General features: G+C 38.2%; 17 protein-coding genes. 8 read left to right on the top strand and 9 right to left on the bottom strand.

The window, feature by feature from the left end:
* The first annotated feature begins 7 nt into the window (after positions 1 to 7).
* The 5 genes from NYR30_RS12555 to cysI are packed head-to-tail and all read left to right on the top strand — an operon-like array spanning position 8 to position 6,576.
* Positions 8 to 745 carry a phosphoadenylyl-sulfate reductase gene (locus tag NYR30_RS12555; RefSeq protein ID WP_066114011.1) on the top strand — a complete coding sequence of 246 codons (738 nt, stop codon included), beginning with the start codon at positions 8 to 10 and terminating at the stop codon, positions 743 to 745.
* A gap of 8 nt (positions 746 to 753) precedes the next feature.
* Positions 754 to 1,680 (top strand): sulfate adenylyltransferase subunit CysD, encoded by a 927-nt coding sequence (cysD, locus tag NYR30_RS12550; protein ID WP_066114014.1) that lies wholly within the window; start codon positions 754 to 756, stop codon positions 1,678 to 1,680.
* Between the two features lie 30 nt (positions 1,681 to 1,710).
* A complete protein-coding gene (locus tag NYR30_RS12545) occupies positions 1,711 to 3,000 on the top strand; it encodes a sulfate adenylyltransferase subunit 1 (protein WP_302501287.1) in 1,290 nt (429 codons plus the stop codon).
* Between the two features lie 6 nt (positions 3,001 to 3,006).
* Positions 3,007 to 4,806 carry an NADPH-dependent assimilatory sulfite reductase flavoprotein subunit gene (gene cysJ, locus NYR30_RS12540; RefSeq protein WP_066114020.1) on the top strand — a complete coding sequence of 600 codons (1,800 nt, stop codon included), beginning with the start codon at positions 3,007 to 3,009 and terminating at the stop codon, positions 4,804 to 4,806.
* Between the two features lie 12 nt (positions 4,807 to 4,818).
* Positions 4,819 to 6,576: an assimilatory sulfite reductase (NADPH) hemoprotein subunit gene (gene cysI, locus NYR30_RS12535; protein WP_066114023.1), complete on the top strand. Its 1,758-nt coding sequence runs from the start codon at positions 4,819 to 4,821 to the stop codon at positions 6,574 to 6,576.
* Between the two features lie 87 nt (positions 6,577 to 6,663).
* Here cysI and NYR30_RS12530 read toward each other — a convergent pair whose 3' ends face one another.
* From NYR30_RS12530 to NYR30_RS12520, 3 genes are all read right to left on the bottom strand, one after another.
* Positions 6,664 to 8,727: a DUF262 domain-containing protein gene (locus NYR30_RS12530; RefSeq protein ID WP_302501285.1), complete on the bottom strand. Its 2,064-nt coding sequence runs from the start codon at positions 8,725 to 8,727 to the stop codon at positions 6,664 to 6,666.
* Between the two features lie 61 nt (positions 8,728 to 8,788).
* Positions 8,789 to 9,382: a response regulator gene (locus NYR30_RS12525; protein WP_066105221.1), complete on the bottom strand. Its 594-nt coding sequence runs from the start codon at positions 9,380 to 9,382 to the stop codon at positions 8,789 to 8,791.
* Positions 9,379 to 11,094, bottom strand: coding sequence for a sensor histidine kinase (locus NYR30_RS12520; protein ID WP_269147528.1), 1,716 nt, complete (start codon positions 11,092 to 11,094; stop codon positions 9,379 to 9,381). The genes NYR30_RS12525 and NYR30_RS12520 overlap by 4 nt, the downstream gene beginning before the upstream one ends.
* A 131-nt stretch (positions 11,095 to 11,225) precedes the next feature.
* Here NYR30_RS12520 and ttrB point away from each other — a divergent pair, with 131 nt between their 5' ends.
* Genes ttrB through NYR30_RS12505 form a run of 3 tightly spaced genes read left to right on the top strand, consistent with a single transcriptional unit; the run spans position 11,226 to position 16,073 of the window.
* Positions 11,226 to 11,957 carry a tetrathionate reductase subunit TtrB gene (ttrB, locus tag NYR30_RS12515; protein ID WP_066105224.1) on the top strand — a complete coding sequence of 244 codons (732 nt, stop codon included), beginning with the start codon at positions 11,226 to 11,228 and terminating at the stop codon, positions 11,955 to 11,957.
* On the top strand, positions 11,954 to 12,991 hold the full coding sequence (gene nrfD / locus NYR30_RS12510; RefSeq protein WP_231923848.1) for an NrfD/PsrC family molybdoenzyme membrane anchor subunit: 1,038 nt from the start codon (positions 11,954 to 11,956) through the stop codon (positions 12,989 to 12,991). The genes ttrB and nrfD overlap by 4 nt, the downstream gene beginning before the upstream one ends.
* On the top strand, positions 12,984 to 16,073 hold the full coding sequence (locus NYR30_RS12505; RefSeq protein WP_066422079.1) for a tetrathionate reductase subunit A: 3,090 nt from the start codon (positions 12,984 to 12,986) through the stop codon (positions 16,071 to 16,073). Before nrfD ends, NYR30_RS12505 begins: the two co-directional genes overlap by 8 nt.
* Before the next feature lie 64 nt (positions 16,074 to 16,137).
* On the opposite strand, the gene napF is transcribed toward NYR30_RS12505, so the two are convergent.
* The 6 genes from napF to NYR30_RS12475 all read right to left on the bottom strand — a co-directional run bounded on the left by napF (position 16,138) and on the right by NYR30_RS12475 (position 21,907).
* Entirely contained in the window at positions 16,138 to 16,683 is a 546-nt protein-coding gene (napF, locus tag NYR30_RS12500) for a ferredoxin-type protein NapF (RefSeq protein WP_066422081.1), read from the bottom strand.
* 4 nt (positions 16,684 to 16,687) lie between these two features.
* Positions 16,688 to 17,299 carry a Tat proofreading chaperone DmsD gene (gene dmsD, locus NYR30_RS12495; RefSeq protein WP_066422083.1) on the bottom strand — a complete coding sequence of 204 codons (612 nt, stop codon included), beginning with the start codon at positions 17,297 to 17,299 and terminating at the stop codon, positions 16,688 to 16,690.
* 53 nt (positions 17,300 to 17,352) lie between these two features.
* On the bottom strand, positions 17,353 to 18,174 hold the full coding sequence (locus tag NYR30_RS12490; protein WP_066422084.1) for a DmsC/YnfH family molybdoenzyme membrane anchor subunit: 822 nt from the start codon (positions 18,172 to 18,174) through the stop codon (positions 17,353 to 17,355).
* A gap of 1 nt (position 18,175) precedes the next feature.
* Positions 18,176 to 18,793 carry a DMSO/selenate family reductase complex B subunit gene (locus NYR30_RS12485; RefSeq protein ID WP_066114041.1) on the bottom strand — a complete coding sequence of 206 codons (618 nt, stop codon included), beginning with the start codon at positions 18,791 to 18,793 and terminating at the stop codon, positions 18,176 to 18,178.
* Between the two features lie 10 nt (positions 18,794 to 18,803).
* Positions 18,804 to 21,239, bottom strand: a complete 2,436-nt coding sequence (locus tag NYR30_RS12480) for a DMSO/selenate family reductase complex A subunit (protein WP_066422085.1) — start codon at positions 21,237 to 21,239, stop codon at positions 18,804 to 18,806.
* Positions 21,240 to 21,481: 242 nt separating this feature from the next.
* On the bottom strand, positions 21,482 to 21,907 hold the full coding sequence (locus NYR30_RS12475; RefSeq protein WP_066105249.1) for a F0F1 ATP synthase subunit epsilon: 426 nt from the start codon (positions 21,905 to 21,907) through the stop codon (positions 21,482 to 21,484).
* Between the last annotated feature and the right edge of the window lie 34 nt (positions 21,908 to 21,941).

The following is a 21,941-nucleotide window of genomic DNA, read 5'->3' as shown; positions in this document are numbered from 1 at the left end:
AGGAAAAATGAATTTATATCGACCAGCGCTTTGGCAAATTCCGCAACTCACTCAACAAAATCAACCTGAGTTACAACACAAAATTGCGGTTTTAGAACAGCGTTTACGACAAATTAACGATGAACATCAACAGGTTAAATTCGCGCATAGTTTGGCAGTGGAAGACACCGTAATTTTAGATGTTATCAGCAAATTAAACGCTAATATTACGGTTTTCACTTTAGATACAGGACGTTTAAATCCTGAAACACAAGCGTTCTTACAAACGCTCGCGCAAGTCTATCCAACCATCAGCATTGAGCGTTACCAACCTGACCAACAAAAAGTCACCGACTACGTTGAAACCTTTGGACAAAACGCTTTTTATGACAGTGTCGCCGCTCGCAAACAGTGCTGCCATATTCGCAAAGTGGAACCACTTAATTTGGCGTTACAAAATGCGGACGCCTGGTTAACAGGACAACGTCAATCACAGTCTGTGACACGTCAATCGCTTGCGTTTAAAGAGTGGGATAGCACACGTCAAATAGCTAAATACAACCCGATCTTCGATTGGTCTGAGGAAGATGTCTGGGCATACATTTTACAATTTAACTTACCTTTTAATGCGTTATATCAACAAGGTTATCCAAGCATTGGCTGTGAACCTTGCACACGCCCAGTGAAACAAGGAGAAAATATTCGCGCTGGTCGTTGGTGGTGGGAAAGCCAAGATAGTAAAGAGTGCGGATTACATAAATCATAGGAGTGAATATGCAGCAACAACATTTATTACAAAACAACCATTTAGACTGGTTAGAAGCAGAATCAATTTACATCATTCGTGAAGTCGTCGCCGAATGCAGTAATCCAGCATTACTTTTCTCTGGTGGTAAAGACTCAGTGGTATTACTTGCTTTGGCACGTAAAGCGTTCCAACTAGAAGGTAGAAACTCACCATTACCTTTTCCATTAGTACATATTGATACTGGACATAACTATCCAGAAGTTATCGATTTTCGCGATCAACAAGTAGAAAAATTAAATGCGCGCTTGGTGGTGGGTTCCGTAGAAGAGTCGATTGCCAACGGTACTGTGGTATTGCGTAAAGAAACTGACTCTCGTAACGCAGCTCAAGCAGTTACCTTACTTGAAACCATTGAGAAACATGGCTTTGACGCACTAATGGGCGGAGCTAGACGCGACGAAGAAAAAGCACGCGCTAAAGAGCGTATTTTCTCTTTCCGCGATGAATTCGGTCAATGGGATCCAAAAGCACAACGCCCTGAATTGTGGTCTCTTTACAATGCCAAATTGCATCAAGGCGAAAATATGCGGGTATTCCCAATTTCAAACTGGACTGAACTCGATATTTGGCAATATATCGCTCGTGAAAATTTAGAGTTACCAAGTATTTATTATGCTCACCAACGCGAAGTGGTACGCCGTAAAGGCTTATTAGTTCCTGTTACCTATTTAACGCCAAAAGCAGCAAATGAAGAAAGTGAAGTGTTATCTGTGCGTTTCCGTACCGTTGGCGATATTAGCTGTACTTGCCCTGTCGCCAGTGAAGCTGCTACTCCACAAGATATTATCGCAGAAACAGCGGTGGTGGATATTTCTGAGCGCAGTGCTACTCGCCTTGATGATCAGGTTAGCGAAGCAGCAATGGAACAACGTAAAAAACAAGGTTATTTCTAATTAAATAATAATAACAAAGGAAACAGTGAAATGAATATTAATCAAAATGCCCCTTTACGCTTTATCACTGCCGGCAGTGTAGATGATGGAAAAAGTACTTTAATTGGTCGCTTACTTTATGACAGCAAAGCTCTATTAAGTGATCAACTACAACATCTTAATCAAGCAAAAAATAGCGCAACTGGAATCGACTTTTCAATTTTAACTGACGGATTAGCCGCTGAACGCGAACAAGGTATCACTATCGATGTTGCTTATCGCTATTTTTCTACTGCAAAACGTAAATTTATTATTGCCGATACTCCGGGACACGAACAATACACCAGAAATATGGTGACCGGCGCTTCTACTGCAGATGCCGCTGTGGTGTTAATTGATGCCAGCCAATTAGATTTTAGCCAACAACCGCTACAATTATTACCACAAACCAAACGCCATTCCGCCATTTTACAGCAGCTCGCTTGCCCGCAAATTATTGTGGCAGTTAATAAAATGGATTTGCTCGATTTTGATCAAAACAAATTTGCTGCTATTTGTGATGCTTATCGTCAATTAGCTGCACAACTTGGTTTAACCGCAGTGCAGTTTGTGCCAATTTCCGCATTAAACGGCGATAACATTGTTTATGCCAGAGAAAATATGCCTTGGTATCAAGGAGCACCGCTATTGAGTCTGTTAGAAGAGTTACCAAATCAAAAAAATATCTCTTTAGCGAAGGCAGATTTTCATTTTCCTGTGCAATTGGTACTACGTTTAGATAGCGACAAACAAGATGATTTTCGTGGTTATCAAGGCAGAATCGAGGCTGGTAGTATTGCAGTTGGCGATCAAATCCGTATTGAGCCTGCCGGTTACACTTCAACAATTAAAGAAATTTTTGCAGTTTCCGGCAAAGTACAGCAAGCCGAAGCCGGTGAACAAGTTACGCTTTGTTTAACAGATGATATTGATATTTCTCGCGGTGATACTTTTGTCAGTGTGGAAAATCCAATTCAATCACAACAACAACTCACTGCAACGCTTTGCTGGTTTGATCAACGTCCATTAAATACTGCACGCAAATATTGGTTAAAACACACGACACAAAATGTCTTTGCGCGGATTAAACATATTGATCATTTACTTGATGTTAAAACATTAAGCAAACAGCAATCAGCAGAAACCTTCCAATTAAACGATTTAGGGCAAGTGCAAATCAGCTTACAAAAACCGATTTGTGCAACGACTTACCAACAAAATATTGGTACTGGTTCCTTTATTTTGATTGATGAAGCAACTTATCACACTGTTGCTGCCGGTATGATTTTAACTGCTGCCTAGGAGGATATTGGCATGAATGATGTTGTAAAATTACCAATTTCCACTGAAATTGCAGAGCAATTAAAACAACTTGATTCCTTACAATTAGCCTGGCTTTCTGGTTATTGTTGGGGACAAGCCGCACAAAATGGTGCAGTAGTATTACCATCAGGTGCTGTAACAACAGAAACTGCGCCAGCTACCGCTGCTGCAGCACGTACCATCACTATTATTTCTGCTTCACAAACCGGTAATGCACGTAAAGTGGCAGAACAGTTAAAAAACAAATTGAGTGAACAGCATTCTGTTACCTTGGTGAGCGCTGCCGATTATAAAGCGAAGAAAATAAATCAAGAGCAAATCCTCTTATTAGTCACTTCGACACAAGGTGATGGTGAACCACCAGAAGAAGCTGTTAATTTACACCGCTTCTTATTTGGTAAAAAAGCGCCTTCTTTAGCCGGTATTGAATTTGCTGTTCTAGGTTTAGGCGACAGTTCCTATCCAAATTTCTGCCAAGCAGGTAAAGATTTTGATCAACGCTTCGCTGAGTTGGGCGCGACTCGTTTACTTGAACGCGCTGATTGTGATCTTGATTATCAAACGACGGCAAACCAATGGATTGAACAAATTAATCAAGTGTTGGCACAACAAGTAACCGCCACTACTACAATTCAACAAGCACCACAAAACGCAGAAAAAAATAACGTTAATCAATACAACCGCGAAAATCCATTCAGCGCAACGTTAAGTGTACGGCAAAAAATTACTGGTCGTCATTCAACAAAAGATGTGGAGCATATTGAGATCGATCTCGGTGATTCTGGCTTAACCTATCAGGCTGGTGATGCGTTAGGCGTTTGGTTTAACAATGATCCTGCATTAGTTGAGGAAATTTTGACTGCTGTGGCATTAGATGGTGATCAGCAAATCACTTATCAAAATAATAGCCTCACATTACGCCAAGCCTTAACCGAACATTTTGAATTGACACAAAATACCGCTCGTTTTGTAAAAGGTTACGCTGAATTAAATCCACAAGCAGAACTACAAGCGCTGATTGCTGATCCACAACAATTACAAGATTACGTTGCTGCGACACCTTTAGTTGGTGTATTACAAACTTATCCAACTAAATTAACCGCCGAACAACTGATTAGTTTATTACGCCCATTAACACCGCGCCTTTATTCTATCGCTTCTGCACAAAGTGAAGTTGGTGAAGAGGTACATTTAACCGTTGGCGTAGTGCGTTATCAATTTAATGGCAAAACTTACACTGGCGGTGCATCCGGCTTCCTTGGTGAACGCCTTGGTGAAGATGAAGAGGTGAAAGTTTTTGTCGAAAGCAATCCAAATTTCCGCTTACCGCAAGACCCAACTCGCAACATTATTATGGTTGGAGCAGGAACCGGTATTGCGCCATTCCGCGCCTTTATGCAACAACGTGCAGCAGATGAAGCTAGCGGTGAAAATTGGTTGATTTTTGGTAATCAAACCTTTACCGAAGACTTCCTTTACCAACAAGAGTGGCAAGATTACGCAAAACAAGGCTTGTTAAATCGTTACCACTTTGCGTGGTCACGCGATCAACAACAAAAAATTTATGTACAAGACAAAATCCGCGAACAGGCTGAAACCTTATGGCAATGGTTACAACAAGGCGCCTATCTCTACGTTTGTGGGGACGCCAATAAAATGGCAAAAGATGTAGAGCAAGCATTACTTGATGTGATCAGCCAACAAGGCAATTTAACTGTAGAACAAGCGGAAGATTATCTCGCTGACTTAAGAGAAGAAAAACGTTATCAGCGTGATGTGTATTAATAGGAGTGAATTATGACTGATAAAGCAACCGAGTGGAAAAAATTCCCGTTAGCCGATAATGAACGTTTGAAGGGGGAAAGTGATTATTTGCATGGTACTATCGCCCAAGATTTAAATGAACAACTTACTGGCGGATTCAATAAAGATAATTTCCAACTCATCCGCTTCCATGGTATGTATGAACAGGATGATCGTGATATTCGTGCTGAACGCCAAGCGCAAAAACTTGAGCCAAATAAGAATGTGATGCTGCGCTGCCGCTTACCGGGAGGCATTATTACCCCAAAACAGTGGTTAGGTATTGATGAATTCGCTACTAAACATACTTATTACGGCAGTATTCGTTTAACCAATCGTCAAACTTTCCAATTTCATGGTGTTTTAAAACGTGATATTAAACCGATGCATCAATGGTTGCATCAGCTAGGTTTAGACTCAATTGCCACCGCTGGTGATGTAAATCGTAATGTACTTTGTACGCCAAACCCTGTTGAAAGCGAGCTACATCAACAAGCTTATGAGTGGGCAAAGAAAATTTCTGAACATCTTTTACCACGCACTACCGCTTATGCTGATGTATGGCTAGATGGCGAAAAGGTATTTGAAAGTGAAACCACTAAACCATTGTTAAAAGAGTCAAGCGATCCGGTTGAGCCTATTTTAGGTAAAACTTATTTACCGCGTAAATTTAAGACTACTGTTGTTGTACCACCATTAAACGATGTCGATTTACACGCAAATGACCTCAATTTTGTCGCTATTGCCGAGCAAGGACAATTAATCGGTTTTAATGTGTTGATTGGTGGCGGCTTATCAATGGATTTTGCTAACCATAAGACTTATCCAAATGTCGCTCAAGAGCTTGGTTTTGTAACTTTAGACGAAGTATTGGCTTGTGCTGAAGCAGTCGTCACCACGCAACGCGACTGGGGCAATCGTAGTGACCGTAAAAATGCAAAATTACGCTATACCATTGAACGCGTTGGCTTAGATGTAGTAAAAGCGGAAGTGGAGAAACGTGCCGGTATTACTTTAAAACCAATCCGTCCATATCATTTTACTGAACGCGGCGATCGCATTGGTTGGGTAAAAGGCGAAGATAATAAATGGCATTTAACTTTATTTATTGAAAATGGACGTTTACTCGATTATCCAGATCGCCCATTAAAAACTGGCTTACGTGAAATTGCGAAAATCCATAAAGGCGATTTTCGTCTTACTGCTAACCAAAATTTAATTGTTGCGGGTGTGGCGCAACGGGATAAAGCGAAAATCGAAAAATTGGCTCGTGAATATAAATTAATTGACGATCGTGTTACTCCATTGCGTCAGCAAAGTATGTCTTGTGTCGCTTTACCAACTTGCCCATTAGCGATGGCAGAAGCAGAACGTTTCTTACCTCAATTTATTGATAAAGTAGATCTGTTAATGGCAAAACATCACGTTGAAAAAGAGGGGATTGTGTTGCGCGTAACTGGCTGTCCAAATGGTTGCGGACGTGCAATGTTAGCTGAAATCGGCTTAGTTGGACGTGCTATTGGACGTTACAATCTCTATATCGGTGGTAATCGTGAAGGCAGCCGTATTCCTCGTTTATTCAAAGAAAATATTGAGGAAGCAGAGATTCTACAAATTCTTGATGGTTGGATTGGAGATTGGGCAAAAAATCGTCAAAGCAATGAAGGTATCGGTGATTTCGCCGTTCGTACCGGTATCGTAAAACCAGTCACTAACGCTCCTGTGGATTTTTGGGAAGTGAAAATTGCCTAAGTAGCTTCATAATATTAATGCCCCATAATAAGGGGCATTATTTATCTAAATAGTTATTATTTTATCAACCCGCTAATCTTACAAAGATTATTCAGCATATTTAATTAATAATTCATCTTGAAAATCAAAAATTATTAGTGCATCTTTTATACGTTTAAACTTACTATTATTATCTAAATTTCCTTCTATCACATAGGTATCATTCAGAACAATTGGTTGTCTTAATTTTCCACTATTTATAGTTTTAGTTAATGAGATTTTTTCCGCCAAATCAGTTATAAAGAAATTTTCCGGATTTAATTCAAATAGCTGTTTAAAAATTTCACTATATAATTTACTTACTTGATTAACCTCTAATTTCTTATCAAGAAAAATAGCATATTCTAATTTCTTATTTCTAGGATCTTCAGCATCAAAAATATTTACTTCATCACTTCTCATTTTCTCTTCTGATATCAAATCGAATTCTATACTCGGTATTCTCCATATATTAAAAAATCGGTGAGAAAGAACTTCAAAACGTTTTTCAATCTCTTCAAGATCCCATTTTTCCAAAGTTGCTAAATACCTATTGAGCCAAAGTCTACTATATTTATAACCTACATCATCTTTATCTCTTTTATCTTTAAAAGATTTATTACCCAATTTTCCATTATTACCAGATAAAGTAAGATTGCCAATTGTATTCATATAAGTTTCTTTTAGCTCATTATAATCTTCTTCACTTAAATCTTTCTTCCATTGCGGATCTGGATTTTGTGGAAAAATATGCTCTATAGTTATCTCTGGATTATTTTCAATAATAACTGGTTCTTTATTTTCAAAATTTTCTAACCGTTCTAATAGATAGGTTCTATTTTTACCTTTTATATTATAGACATCTTTAAACTTAAGACTCTCTTTAACTTCCTTATCTCTAGGAAATCTTTGTATCCCTTTTTTCTCTAATAAAAATTTCTGAAATGAATATAAATAATTCTTTAAATCTATTTGCTCATAACAAGTCATAAAGATTTTATTTAACCCATTCGTAGGTGCTCCCACAATGAATCTACGCCATACGAAAGATTGTACTAACTCCAATATTTCAATAAACACTTTTTTATCAATAATATTATTTGTATAATCTTCATAAACTTTCATTAAAAACGGATATGCCACATTGACTTCTATTCGATTAATATATTCCAATTGTTTCCTAATATCTTTATCTGGTTCACTATTAGGATTAAGAAGTTTATTATAAAATTTAACAAGAGATTTTATAGGAGAAAGATTTTCTTCTAATGTTTTTAGATCTGATGTAGGAAACTGATTTTTAAATTCGACATATACTTTGCTTTTTGTTGGAATTCTTTTATTTATTAATGTTAAATAATCTCGAATAAAATCAGAAACTCTACTTTCATGCCCTACTTGTGCAAACCGCTCTATTATTTCCCAATAATTATTATATATTTTATTTTGGTTTTCATAATTAAGCCCCATTAAAATATAGTTTCTAATTAAATCTGCTTGAGATAATTCCAATCCTGTCGAGTTTAAACTTTCAAAAATGCGTTGAGGATCATCCTTTCCTCTTTCTAAAGAAATCTCAACAAACATTAGTTTTGATAAACCATCTAGTATAATTAAATAATTTTCTTGGTTAATCATCTTTTTGAAATAATTGAAGTTATCAATTAATCTAGAGAAATCTAAAAATTCCTTACTACTATCTGCTCTTAACAAATATTTTAGTGCTTTATTGTTATTATCTGTCGGCTTTAATTTTAATTTCTCATCATCGGAAGCAAATTTGTTAATCAAATAGGTCTCACTTATCTCATTTGCTAAATCATTATCTCCTAGCTCTTTTGTAAACTGATAAAGAGCTAAATAAATTAGAGTCAGTGTTGTTAAACGTTGTTGCCCATCAATAATAGTTAATTCTTTTATTCGAGATGATGTATAAACATCATCATGTATATAGACAATACTACCGATAAAATGAGCGTTCATTTCATTCTTAACCCCAACTTCTAAAATATCTTTCCAGATCTGGTGACATTGTTGTATATTCCAATCATAATTTCTTTGATAAACAGGAATAATAAATTGAGTTTTATTTGAAGATAAAAATGTTTCTACTTTAGTTTCATTTGCTTTCATTTTGAGCTACCCATCTGACCTTATTACAGATAAAACTATATCCAATTTAGAAAATATCCTCTTAGTCACTATCTAAAGAAAGTAAGTCCACTTTTCTAATCAATTCAGCAACATTCTTAGCAGACATCTTTTCCATAATATGCGAACGATGAACTTCTACGGTTCTCACCGCAATATTTAATTCTTCTGCAATCTGTTTATTAATTTTGCCATTCAGCACTAATTTGAGAACCTCTTTCTCTTTTTCGCTTAATTGGTCATAACATTGCTGAATTTGATATTGTTGGTAGCATTTTTCACTGCGTTCGGCTGCATTGGTTAGCGCTGTTTGTAATTGATTAAATTCAATTGGTTTTTGTAAGAAATCTACCGCACCTTGTTTTAACTCATTTACCGCCATCTCGACATCAGCAAAAGCCGTCATAATAATCACTTGTAGCGTACTGCGTTGTTGGCGCAAAATTTTATGCACTTGCCGCCCATCAAAATAGGGCATGCGCATATCCAGTAACACTACGCCCGGCTCAAATAGCTGTGCTTGTTCCAGAAATAATTTGCTATTTGACCAGCTCGTTACCTCATAGCCTGCTTGCGTTAATAAAAATGTCGCTGCATCTAATACAGTTGAATCATCATCAATTATATGCACTTTCATTTTGTTTCCCTTAACAAGAGCGGTAACTCCAAAATTACCACTGCACCTTGTTTATTTTTACGATTTTGAAAATAGATATCACCAGACATTGAGTGCATCAGCCGCTGACAGAGCGTTAAACCCAAACCTAACCCCTCTTTTTTACGACTGCGGAACGGCACAAACGGAAATTCTAACTCGGTTTGAGAAAAACCTACCCCATTATCAATCAACATAATATATAAATAAGATTGGTGATCGACTACGCTCACCATAATATGATCCGCTTGTGCTTGCAACGCATTCAGTAAGCAATTGCAAATTATTTGTTCTAACATCGTTTTTTTGATGCGAACCTGCCAATTTCTTGGGCAAATTAAACGGATTTTTGCCTGTGCCGCATAATGTTGTTTAATAAAATCAATCGCTTTTTGTAGGTGCGGTTTTAACTCTAGATCTTGTAGTTCTTCATCTTCTTTACCTTTTACACACCCTGTTAAATTACGCATAATTTGGCGGCTGCGATCAACTTGTTGTTGAATTTTATCTAAGATCGCTAACTCCATTGCTGTCGTTTCACGCTGTTTTAATTGTTGTTTTAAACCTTCGCTATACATACCGATTGCGGTCAGCGGTTGGTTAATTTCATGCGCAATACCAGCGCTCATTTCCCCTAAAATACTTAAGCGATCGGCTTTAATCAGCTGGCGTTCATAGTTGCGCATTTCTTGATGCGCTTGCGTCAGTTGCTTGCTTTTACGATGAACCTGATAAGTAATCCATAGATAATTAAATAAGATAAAGAGTAAACCCGCCAATAATTGCCATTTGTGCTGCAAAATCCAATATTGCACATCTGCCCAAAGGCTTTGTTGTTGTGGGTGGCGATAAAGATTGCGCAAGATATTGTCAGCTTGTTGATCGGAATACGGCGGATTCCATTGCGGTAAGTTTTCTGGAATATCGCCGAGCAAAATGGTCATTAGTTTTTTCACTATATTATCCGGCACTTGCGGCATTGCCGCTAACGACCAGTTTGGCAATAAGATTGTACTTGACCAACAACCAATCTCATTCGTTTGTCTGGCTAACACACGAAAATCTTGCAGCTTTACTTTTCCCTCTTCGGCTAAATCTTCCAAAATACAGACGGGGACAATCGCCCCTTCGACTTTACTTTGTTGCAGCCAAAATACCGTATTATCCGCAGGAAAACCGCTAAAGCGGAAAAAAATGTCGTGATTTTCTTCTAAGCCGGCTTGATATAGTACGTTATACCCCAGTAAAAAACCGCCAAAAGCATTTTGCCCAACTGCGGCTAATGTTTTCCCTTTTAAATCTGTTAATTGGTGATAAGGGCTGTTTGCCTTCACCAAAATTGCGCTACCTACTTTACCGCTATCTGAATGTTTTTGCCGCGGTGATTGTAACGTTGCCAGCCAACGCACCGTACTATTATTTAAATAAAAGAATTGCGATTGGTTGGTTAAGACAAAATCGACATTTTTCGCTTTATCTTTGGAGAGTTCATCTAATTGTAAGGCGACTAAATGAAATTGTTGTTGGGGAATTTGTTGATTAAGCCAATCAATCCATGGCTGCCATTTTTCACGCAAATAGTTTTCACCACGTTGCGCCAAAATACCGATTTTCCAATCTTGTGCCATTGCATTATGAGAAATCGCTAAGAATAACAGCAAGCAATAACTATAAATCCAGCCTAACTTTCGCAAAATCGCCTCCTGTTTCTTGACTCAGATCAATACCCATACTATTTATGTGGAAAACCACAATAGCTACCAAAATCAGGGTAATTAACAATACGCTAGAACAATAACATAAAACGATGATTGTGGGGAAAATTATGGATAGTTGTAAACGAACAACACTTAAAACGCTTACTGCGCTGACTTTTGGTGCTAGCTTGGTACCACTGCAAAGTATCGCGTTCCAACCGCCGAGAAGAGGCGGTGATCAACAACACCGTTATGCAATGATTATTGATTTACGGCGTTGCATTGGCTGCCAATCTTGTACTGTAAGTTGTAATATCGAGAATCAGACACCGATTGGTGAATTTAGAACCACTGTCCGTCAGTATGAAATCACTGATGGAAAACAAACCGTCAATAATGTGTTACTACCTCGTTTATGTAACCATTGCGACAATCCTCCTTGTGTTCCAGTTTGTCCAGTTCAAGCGACTTATCAACAAAAAGACGGCATTGTCGTTATTGATAATGAACGCTGTGTTGGTTGTGCTTACTGTGTGCAAGCTTGTCCTTATGACGCCCGTTTTATCAATGAAGAAACTAAAACCGCTGATAAATGTACTTTCTGTTCTCATCGTTTAGAAGCTGGTTTATTACCTGCTTGTGTTGAAAGTTGTGTTGGCGGCGCCCGCATTATCGGCGATTTAGCGGATCCAAACAGCCAAATCAGAAAACTCTTTGATAGTCATGTTAATGAATTAAAAGTGTTAAAACCTGAAGCTGGCACCCAACCGCACGTATTCTATTTAGGTTTAGATGAAGCGTTCGTCAGTCGCATTAACGGCCAACCTATGCTTTGGCAAGGAATGGAGGAAACATTATGATTCGCGAAGTATTAGTTGAACCACAAGCTATTGCATGGCTGCCTTGGGCGGTAAGTTATTTCTTTTTCATCGGTATTGCGTTATGTGCGATTGTTACTGCACTCTGTTTTCGCTTTTTTGTCAAACCTTATCAAATTCAAGCGGAATTAATCGCGTTAGTGGTGGCGTTAAGTTTTGCTATTGTCGCGCCAATTGCACTTACTGCTGATTTACATCAACCTGGTCGGGTTTGGCATTTTTATGCTTATCTGGCAACTTGGTCTTGGATGGCTTGGGGTTCTTTATTCTTACCTTTCTTTATGACCAGTTTAGTAGGTTATATTCTGTTCTTATTACGTCAATTACCTAACAAACCAACGCAAAAATGGTTAGCTTGGTTATATTTTGGCAACTTTAATAATGCGTTGTGGTGTCAAATTTTCCGTATTTTAACCATTATCAGCAGCATCTTAATTCTGCTCTACACCTCAATGGAAGTGTACAACGTCGCTGCTCGTCCATTATGGAATCAACCATATCTCATTCCATTAATTATCTTTAGCGCTTTACCAAGTGCGTTAATGTTGGTTCACTTTGCTATTTATCTTGCAACAGGCAAAGCTCAAACAATCACAATGAAACCGTTAATGTTGTGCAGTTTAGTTCTGCTCGCACTTACTGTTGTCGCTATCAACTTCTATTCAACCGACACACATTATGATTTATCACTACTTTGGCAGCATCGTCCTAGTGTCGCTTTCACTTTAGCAGTATGGGTAATTACCTTAATTCTTGCGCTTATCAGCGGCCGTCATCTAGTGATGCAATCATTGTTATTAATCGCCGCGCTTGCTTTAACCGCTATGGTACGCTGGGTGTTATTACTTGAAGTGCAAACTGTAGCTAAATATAACGCTTTAATGAATCCATACCATTTTAATTGGGGCGTAGATGGAGCATTAGGAATGTTATCTGTCTTTGGCTTATGGGTAGCCGTTAGTGTCATCTTATGGCAAATCTTCACTTTAATTAATAAGGAGTACCATCATGGATAATAAACGTCGTAATTTACTTAAAGGTGGTTTAGTTGTCGGTGGTGCAGCAACTTTCGTTGCCGGTTATTCACCAAAAGTGAAAGAAATTGCTAACGGCTTATTAAATGGCACCGCTGGTGAAAAAACGAAACACAATTTACATGGCAATTCACTCGCACCGGAATACCAAATCAGCAAAGACAAAGTAATCCCTAACGCAGATCAAATTGTTTGTAATACCCAATGTATGGGCTGTTGGACACTTTGTGGCTTACGCGCTCGTGTGGATTTAAAACAAAATCGTGTTATCCGCATTAGCGGTAACCCTTATCATCCGCTTTCTGCTGATGAATACCTTAGTTATAACAGCTCTTTGCAACAAGCAGAATTAAGCGTTGCTGGAGAAAATGGTTTAGAAAATCGTTCTACTGCGTGTGCTCGTGGTGCTGCTTTTATGGAAGGAGTAAATAGCCCTTACCGTATTACTCAACCACTAAAACGGGTTGGTAAACGCGGCGAAGGTAAATGGAAAACCATTAGTTTTGAACAATTAGTGGAAGAAGTCGTCAATGGTGGCGATCTCTTTGGCGAAGGACACGTTGATGGCTTAAAAGCTATTCGTGATTTAACCACTCCAGTAGATAAAGATAATCCTGATTTTGGCCCTAAAGCTAATCAGTTATTTGTTACTTTTGCCGGCCCAGAAGGACGTCAGCCATTATTACAACGTTTTGCTAATGGTAGTTTTGGTACTATCAATTTTGCTTCTCATGGTTCTTATTGTGGGCTTTCTTATCGTGCCGGTTCCGGTGCGGTAATGAATGATCTCAATAACAACTCACACGCAAAACCGGATTGGGATAATTGTGAATTTATCCTATTTATGGGAACATCGCCTGCCCAATCAGGTAACCCATTTAAACGACAAGCACGCCAACTTGCGAAAAAACGTGCTGAATCGGATTTCGATTATGTAGTAGTTTCCCCACGTTTAGAGTTAACTTCAACTCACGCTACACAAAATAATCGTTGGGTACCTGTATTACCGGGCGGCGACCTCGCTTTATCATTAGCGATGTTACGCTGGATTATTGAGAATGAGCGTTTTAATGCAGATTATCTTGCCTTACCAAGCGAATTTGCGATGCAACAAGCTGGCGCGGTAAGTTATTGTAATGCTGCACATCTCTTTATCAGCGATGAAAAACATCCTCGTTTTGGCCAACCGATTACCGAACAAGATCTTTTTGATGTGGCGCCAAATCCTGATGATAAGGTGTTAGAAAATTACAATATCGTCAAAAATGCCGAAGATAATCAATTTATTCCAGCAAAATCTTCAGCAAAAGCACTAATTTGGGTTGATGAAACTATTACGTTAAAAGATGGTTCAACAGTTGCCGTTAAATCCGCCTTAACCTTATTAAAAGAGTCTTGCCTTGAACATACGTTAGAAGAATATTCTGCGCTTTGTGGCGTACCAGTTAAAACAATTACTGCTCTTGCTGAGAAATTTACTTCTTATGGCCATAAAGCCGTTGCCATTACTCACGGCGGCACCATGCAAAGTAATGGTTTCTATACGGCGTGGGCGATTCTTTTATTGAATGTTATGATCGGTAATATGAATAAGAAAGGTGGTATGAGTATGGCTGGTGGCAAATTTAAAGATTTTGCACCGGGCCCACGTTACAACCTCGCCACTTTCCCAAATATGGTGAAACCGAAAGGTACCAATCTTGCCCGTAGTAAAAAAGCGTATGAAAATTCAAGCGAATTTAAACGCCGTTCTGCACAAGGATCACCATATCCTGCACGCGCTGCCTGGTATCCGTTCGTTGGTGGTCAAATGTCAGAAATGATCACTTCTGCATTACAAGGTTATCCTTATCCATTAAAAGCTTGGATCAGCCATATGACCAATCCGTTATATGGTATGACTGGTATCCATCATATTGCGGAAGAGAAGTTAAAAGATCCAAAAATTCTGCCTTTATTTATCGCTGTTGATGCGTTTATGAATGAAACTACTGCATTAGCCGATTATATTGTGCCGGATACACATAACTTTGAAAGCTGGGGTTTTAGTACACCTTGGGCTGGAGTACCAACCAAAACCAGTACTGCACGTTGGCCGATTATTAAATCTGCTAACGCGAAAAACGCAAATGGTGAAACAATTTGTATGGAAAGTTTCATTATTCATATCGCAAAAGCCATGGGCTTACCGGGATTTGGTGATAATGCAATTAGCGATAATCAACAACAAACTTATCCATTAAATTGTAGTGAAGATTATTTCTTGCGTGCAGCAGCAAATATTGCTTTTGATGGTAAACAACCGGTTAATGATGCAACTGCCGAAGATCGTTTACTTTCTGGAGTAGAGCGTATTATGCCGTTATTAAGCAAAACCTTGAAAGAAGAGGAAGTATTGAAGGCTGCAACAATCTTCTGTAAAGGTGGTAGATTTGCTCCATATAACAGCGCTTGGGACGGCGAAAATATGACGGCAAAATGGAAAAACTGTTTACAAATCTGGAACCCAATTGTAGCGAAAGCTCGCCACCACCACGATGGTAAACATTACCATGGCTGTCCGAAATATTTCGCACCACAATTTGCGGATAATAGTACTGTTGAGAGTCGTTATCCGAAGAAAGAGTGGCCGTTTGAGCTAATTTCTTTTAAATCGAATTTAATGAGCAGTATTACTGCGCCGTTACTTCGCTTACATAGTATTAAACCAAGCGGAATTGTGGCGATGAATAATCAAGATGCGGCAAAATTTGGTTTTGCGCATGGCGATTTAGTGGAATTAGCTACTCCAGGTGGTAAAGTGAATGTACAAGTGATGGTACTCGAAGGTGTAATGCCGGGAACTATTGCGATTGAACATGGTTATGGTCATAAGCAATTAGGTGCTGCAAGTTACGAGATTGATGGCAAAGTTGTTCAAGGAAGTGAACAGATCAAGCAAGGCATTAATATCAATGATCTTGGTTTACTTGATAATACCAAAGAAATTGCTTCACCTTGGCTCGATTGGGTCTGTGGTTCTGCGGTAAGACAAGGCTTACCAGCAAAATTACGTAAGATTTAATCTTTCTTACCCCACATAAATTAAATAAGGTGCAATGGATGCACCTTATTTTTTATCAATTTAATTACTCACTTAATTGGCTATTTTCTAAGACAACTGCTTGCATAAAACAGCTAATCTTACATTCACCACAACCATTACAACGGTGAGTATCAATATCCAATGTTGCTGTTTCTTCATTAAAAGAAATTGCTTGTGTTGGGCAACTTTGTTCACAGGTGTGGCAAGTTTGTCCTTGTTGAGGTAAACAAGAAGATAAAAAGCGTGGGCGTAATCCGGTATCGGCTTTAAAAGCAGGGTGAAGCGCATGCGTAGTACATACCTTCGCACATTCACCACAAAAATCACACGCAGAAAATTGCAGATCTAACACTGGATAATGATCTTGCAATTCAATTAAGCCATAAGGACACGCTTTGACACACTCGCCACAACCGCTGCATACCGCAAGAAATAAACTCTCTTTTGCTGCAAAAGGCGGTCGATTCACCTTTCTTTGCTCAAGCGTTTTTTGCGGTTGTGGTGCCGTAAAAAAACTGCGCAATAAACCACGACGAGAAATTTGGTTATGCGCTAAATAAGCAGAATAATAACGTTCGTCTTTTTCCATTTATTTAAAAATATAACGGCATTTCTACTGTGACAATGCCAAGCTCTTCCTGCCATAATTCAAGCGTTTGTTTAGTCACTAATGCCAAACCTTGATAAAACGGCGTATCTGTTTGTTCAGATAACAATTCTAAATAACGCCATACCCAAGGAAATAGATGCTTCGCTAAATATTCCGGCAAAATGTCTGGTCGGGTATTCGCAATATACGAAGCCAACATTAACATTAACCCAATATGATCTTCTGGAACATTTTCATTGAGTTCTGCTTTAACGCCATACTTACGCATAAATTCACGTAATTGCAGTAAAGAGTTACCAAAAATCACCGCTTCTTTATCCAAATAAACCGATCCCCAAGGCGGTGCCGGCATTGCATTTGGACCAATAAATTGCTGTTGAAATTGCTCTGAAATATTTTTGGTTTGCACCAATAAATTTTTAATTTTGAAATCTGGTTTAATGGTTGGACGCCAATCTTTCTGCCAATTAATTTTTTTAATTGCCTCCACCAAACCTGATGCTTTAGGGTGTGTAGGTTCAAAATAAAAGAGTGATCCTAAAAAACCACCACTCATCGATACCCATGCCAAAAATGCATCTAGATCTTCTTCCATGTGTCCTCCCAAAGGTACACTGTACTTGATATCAAGTACAGTGTCGATGTTAGTTAAACTGCCATACCGACTGTCATGTGTAAACCGTAGAATAAAACTCTTCCTAAGATTTCACTACCGAATACTAACATTACCGCGAGAACTAAGCCAGCTTGATAGTTACTTTTACATAACAAAATATTTGCTAATACTAAACAAAGTAAACGGATAATATTTACCCAAGCATAATCTGGCACTAATGCAATCGCTTGTTGTACTGAACTGTGAATACCCGATAAGGTAAAGCCTTGATAAATTACGACAGCTACCGAAGCGACTAACGCCAAACCAAATAACCAACGTAAACCACATAACTGTGTAATTTGATGCAATAAGGTATAACCTAACGCACCACCAACCAAGATTATTGTTAAATAGAATTGCCATGAAGTAATAGCGCTATTCCATGTTGGCACTGTATCAATATGATAAACATTGTTCATCATATACATAAATAATGCACCACAAAGCACCATTACAATTAACCAGATACGGCCAAGTGCTGCTGACATTTTGCCAGTAATCGCGATTAGCCAATATAAACCTGCTACGGCAAAAAATAGTGCACCACTTGCAATTTCATTACTTAACATTGATTCACCAACACGATTTAGCGAATTAAAAGCTCTCATTGGTGAACCCAAATGTAAAATAGAAGCCACAAAACCAATGCCTAATAACACTAAAGGTAAAAGCATTAATTTATGAATATAATTTTGTTTTGTTGTTGCTTCTTTTTGCCATAGCACATAAGCAAACACCCATAATGTACCTACTGCTGTTTGTGCTAATACAGTAAAAAAGACTAATGGTAATTCATGTAACCCTGCATTCATCTTACACCTCTCTCGGATTCGCTAAGAAACCAGTTGTATCACCACTTGGGCGTGCATTTTTATTCGGTTTTACCACTAAATTTGGTTGGGTAAATTCCGCTGGTGGTAAAGGTGCAATTGATGCTTCATTACCATATTTTTCACGAAGTTCTGCAATTGGTGCAAAATCCAATGCTCTTAATGGACAAGCTTCTACACAAATTGGTTTTTGTCCCGCTTTCACACGTGAATAGCAACCATCGCATTTGGTCATATGTCCTTTTTTCGCATCATATTGTGGCGCATCGTATGGGCATGCCATATGACAATAACGGCAACCAATACAAATATCTTCATTTACAATAACAAAACCATCTTCATTTTTGTGCATTGCACCTGTTGGGCAAACTTTGGTACAAGCAGGATTTGCACAATGGTTACAAGAAATTGATAAATAGTAAGCGAACACATCTTGTTGATAGGTACCATCATTTTGCACTTGCCAATTACCGCCTGCATATTCATAAATACGACGGAAATTAACTTCTGTATCTAAATTTTTGTAATCCTTGCAAGCTAATTCGCAAGTCTTACAGCCTGTACAACGTTCGGAATCAAAATAAAAGCCGTATTGTTCCATAAATTACTCCTTAGACTTTCTCAACTTGTACTAAATTAGAATGTTGTGGATTTCCTTTTGCTAAAGGTGATGGACGTTGTGTTGTAAGTACATTGATACAACCTGCATGATCCACTCTGTTATTGTCTGGTGCATACCAAGCACCTTCACCTAACGCAACAACACCTGGAATAATACGTGGTGTCACTTTGGCATGAATTTGTACTTCACCACGATCATTAAAGATACGGATTAAATCACCGTTCTTAATGCCTCTCGGTTCAGCATCAATTGGGTTAATCCACATTTCTTGCGGATTAGCTTCTTTAATGACATCCACATTGCCATAAGTTGAGTGAGTTCTTGCTTTATAATGGAAACCACTAAGTTGTAATGGATATTTTTCCATTAATGGATCGCCATAATGCTCAAAACTATCTACATGAATCGGTAAAGGATGAATAACCTCATCTTTTTCAAGTTTCCAAGTTTTCGCAATTTCGGCTAAACGACTGGAGTAAATTTCGATCTTACCTGATGGAGTATCTAATGGATTCTTTTCTGGATCTTCGCGGAACTCTTTGTACGCAACATAGAAACCTTTCGGATCCACTTTTTTGAAAATACCTTGTTTTCTAAACTCTTCAAAAGTCGGTAATTCCGGTAAATTCGCTCTGGATTGTTCATATAAATGACGGAGCCACTCTTCTTGCGTACGACCTTCGGTAAATTGTTCTTTTACCCCTAATTTTTCCGCTAACATACTCATCATGTCATAAATATTTTTGCACTCAAACGGTGGTGTGACCGCTTGGTCAGCAAAAATGACATACGCCATATTTGACACAAAGGCATCTAAACAGAAATCCATCTGTTCTGAAGTGGTACAGTCAGGAAGCAAAATATCACTATATTTTGCTGTTGGTGTCATATGGTTATCAATGGTCACGATCATTTCGCATTTTGATTCATCTTGCAAAATATCGTGAGTACGATTGATTTCTGCGTGTTGATTGATCAAACAGTTACTTGCATAGTTCCAAATAAATTTGATCGGTGCTGATAATTTTTCTACACCACGAATACCATCTGTGGTTGCTGTCATCTCTGTACCGCGAACAATCGCATCTGTCCATAAGAACATTGGGATACTTGCTTGTACTGGATTGGTTAAGGTTGGCATACGCACAAAAGGAATACTATAAGCGCTCTCTCTAGCACCTGTATTACCACCATTAATTCCCACATTTCCGGTTAAAATCGCAAGCATAGCAATTGCACGAGAAATTAATTCACCATTACTACGACGTTGTGGTCCCCAACCTTGGGAGATAAAGGCAGGTTTAGTTCCAGCGATTTCTCTTGCTAATTTAATAATACGTGCAACTGGAATACCGGTAATTTTCGATGCCCATTCAGGTGTTTTAGCAATACCGTCATCACCTTGGCCTAAAATATAAGCTTTATAGTGACCATTTTTTGGTGCTGATTCTGGTAAGGTTTTTTCATCATACCCAACGCAGTATTTATCAAGGAAAGCCTGATCAACAAGATCTTCTGTAATCATTACATAAGCTAAAGCAGATACTAAAGCAGCATCGGTGCCAGGACGAATTGGAATCCATTCATCTTCACGACCTGCTGCTGTATCACAATAACGAGGATCAATAACGATCATCTTCGCATTAGATTTGGCTCTTGCTTGTTCAATACAATAGGTTAATCCACCACCACTCATACGAGTTTCTGCCGGATTATTACCAAATAAAACAACCAACTTACTATTTTCGATGTCTGCCATACCATTGCCGTATGCCCAGCCACCACCATAGGTATAATCTAAGCCAACAGTGATTTGCGCTGTACTATAATCACCATAATGGTTAAGGTAACCACCGATACAATTCATCAAACGAGCGACTAAAGTTGATCCTGGCGGCCAAGATTTAGTTACTGTTCCGCCTAATGTTCCTGTACCATAATTTAAATAAATCGACTCATTACCATATTGTTTAATATTCTTTTGTAATGATTGTGCAATTTCAGTTAATGCTTCATCCCAACTAATACGTTTAAATTTTCCTTCACCACGTTTACCAACACGTTTCATCGGATATTTCAAACGATCTGGATTGTAAACACGACGGCGCATAGAACGTCCACGTAAACAAGCTCTTACTTGATGATCAACGTTATAGGTTTCTGTACCTGTATTATCTGTTTCAACATAAGTAATCTTATTATCTTTAACGTGCATTCTTAATGCGCAACGACTACCACAGTTTACCGTACATGCACTCCACACGATTTTTTCATCATTATTGGTTGTTGCGGTTGCTTTTGTTTCAGAAGCGGTAGCACTAAAAGGTAAAGTGATTTCCGCTGCTGCTAATGCTGCTGCAACCCCTGAAGAGGCTTTTAAAAAATGCCTTCTATTTAAGGTCGGATTGATAATCGATTTCTCCATATGTACTCCATTATTCATAAAATATGCTTAATAAAGTTAAGCTATACTTAAAATGGGGTAATTATATAGAGTTAGCCTTTTAGAAAGATAAAATATTTAAAAAAATATGATATAAATCAATGTGTTACATTGAATGAGAATTATTTTTAGTAGTTGATGTTTTAATTTTATACAAGCTGTATAAGAAAAAACCAGCTATGAAACATAGCTGGTTTTTGGTCAATACATTAAAAGCGTAAATATTAACGTTTATTTTTAACTAATTTTTCAGTTAATTCATAAGCACGTAATTTCGCAAGTTCTCTAGAAAGTTTAGATGCCATAAGCTCATAATTACCATCTTTATGTGAACTACGAATATTTTCTTCAGCGCGACGTTTCGCAGCAAGAATTCGCTCTTTATCTAGCTCTTCTCCTCGAATCGCGGTATCCGCCAAGACGATCACATTTCCAGGTTGAACTTCAAGGAAACCACCAGAAACATAAATAACTTCTTCTTTACCTTCTTGCATAATTTTCACAATGCCCGGTTTAATCGAAGTTAATAACGGGGTATGGCCAGCAAGAATACCTAATTCCCCTTCGCTTCCTGTTACTTGAATACTTTCAACAACACCTGAAAATATTTTATCTTCCGCACTTACAACAGTTAAATTAAAAGTTGCCATTGTTTATCTCCTTAGCGAGTGATTTGCCTTAGGA

It is taken from the genome of Gallibacterium salpingitidis (assembly GCF_030517105.1).
GTDB classification, from domain to species: Bacteria; Pseudomonadota; Gammaproteobacteria; order Enterobacterales; family Pasteurellaceae; genus Gallibacterium; species Gallibacterium salpingitidis.
This window is presented reverse-complemented; position numbering and strand designations above follow the sequence as displayed.

What these genes read in the sequence shown, in the direction of transcription:
- NYR30_RS12555 (WP_066114011.1), top strand. Translation starts at nt 8, where the DNA reads ATGAATTTATATCGACCAGCGCTTTGGCAAATTCCGCAACTCACTCAA.
- cysD (WP_066114014.1), top strand. Translation starts at nt 754, where the DNA reads ATGCAGCAACAACATTTATTACAAAACAACCATTTAGACTGGTTAGAA.
- NYR30_RS12545 (WP_302501287.1), top strand. Translation starts at nt 1,711, where the DNA reads ATGAATATTAATCAAAATGCCCCTTTACGCTTTATCACTGCCGGCAGT.
- cysI (WP_066114023.1), top strand. Translation starts at nt 4,819, where the DNA reads ATGACTGATAAAGCAACCGAGTGGAAAAAATTCCCGTTAGCCGATAAT.
- NYR30_RS12530 (WP_302501285.1), bottom strand. Translation starts at nt 8,727, where the DNA reads ATGAAAGCAAATGAAACTAAAGTAGAAACATTTTTATCTTCAAATAAA.
- NYR30_RS12525 (WP_066105221.1), bottom strand. Translation starts at nt 9,382, where the DNA reads ATGAAAGTGCATATAATTGATGATGATTCAACTGTATTAGATGCAGCG.
- ttrB (WP_066105224.1), top strand. Translation starts at nt 11,226, where the DNA reads ATGGATAGTTGTAAACGAACAACACTTAAAACGCTTACTGCGCTGACT.
- nrfD (WP_231923848.1), top strand. Translation starts at nt 11,954, where the DNA reads ATGATTCGCGAAGTATTAGTTGAACCACAAGCTATTGCATGGCTGCCT.
- NYR30_RS12505 (WP_066422079.1), top strand. Translation starts at nt 12,984, where the DNA reads ATGGATAATAAACGTCGTAATTTACTTAAAGGTGGTTTAGTTGTCGGT.
- napF (WP_066422081.1), bottom strand. Translation starts at nt 16,683, where the DNA reads ATGGAAAAAGACGAACGTTATTATTCTGCTTATTTAGCGCATAACCAA.
- dmsD (WP_066422083.1), bottom strand. Translation starts at nt 17,299, where the DNA reads ATGGAAGAAGATCTAGATGCATTTTTGGCATGGGTATCGATGAGTGGT.
- NYR30_RS12490 (WP_066422084.1), bottom strand. Translation starts at nt 18,174, where the DNA reads ATGAATGCAGGGTTACATGAATTACCATTAGTCTTTTTTACTGTATTA.
- NYR30_RS12485 (WP_066114041.1), bottom strand. Translation starts at nt 18,793, where the DNA reads ATGGAACAATACGGCTTTTATTTTGATTCCGAACGTTGTACAGGCTGT.
- NYR30_RS12480 (WP_066422085.1), bottom strand. Translation starts at nt 21,239, where the DNA reads ATGGAGAAATCGATTATCAATCCGACCTTAAATAGAAGGCATTTTTTA.
- NYR30_RS12475 (WP_066105249.1), bottom strand. Translation starts at nt 21,907, where the DNA reads ATGGCAACTTTTAATTTAACTGTTGTAAGTGCGGAAGATAAAATATTT.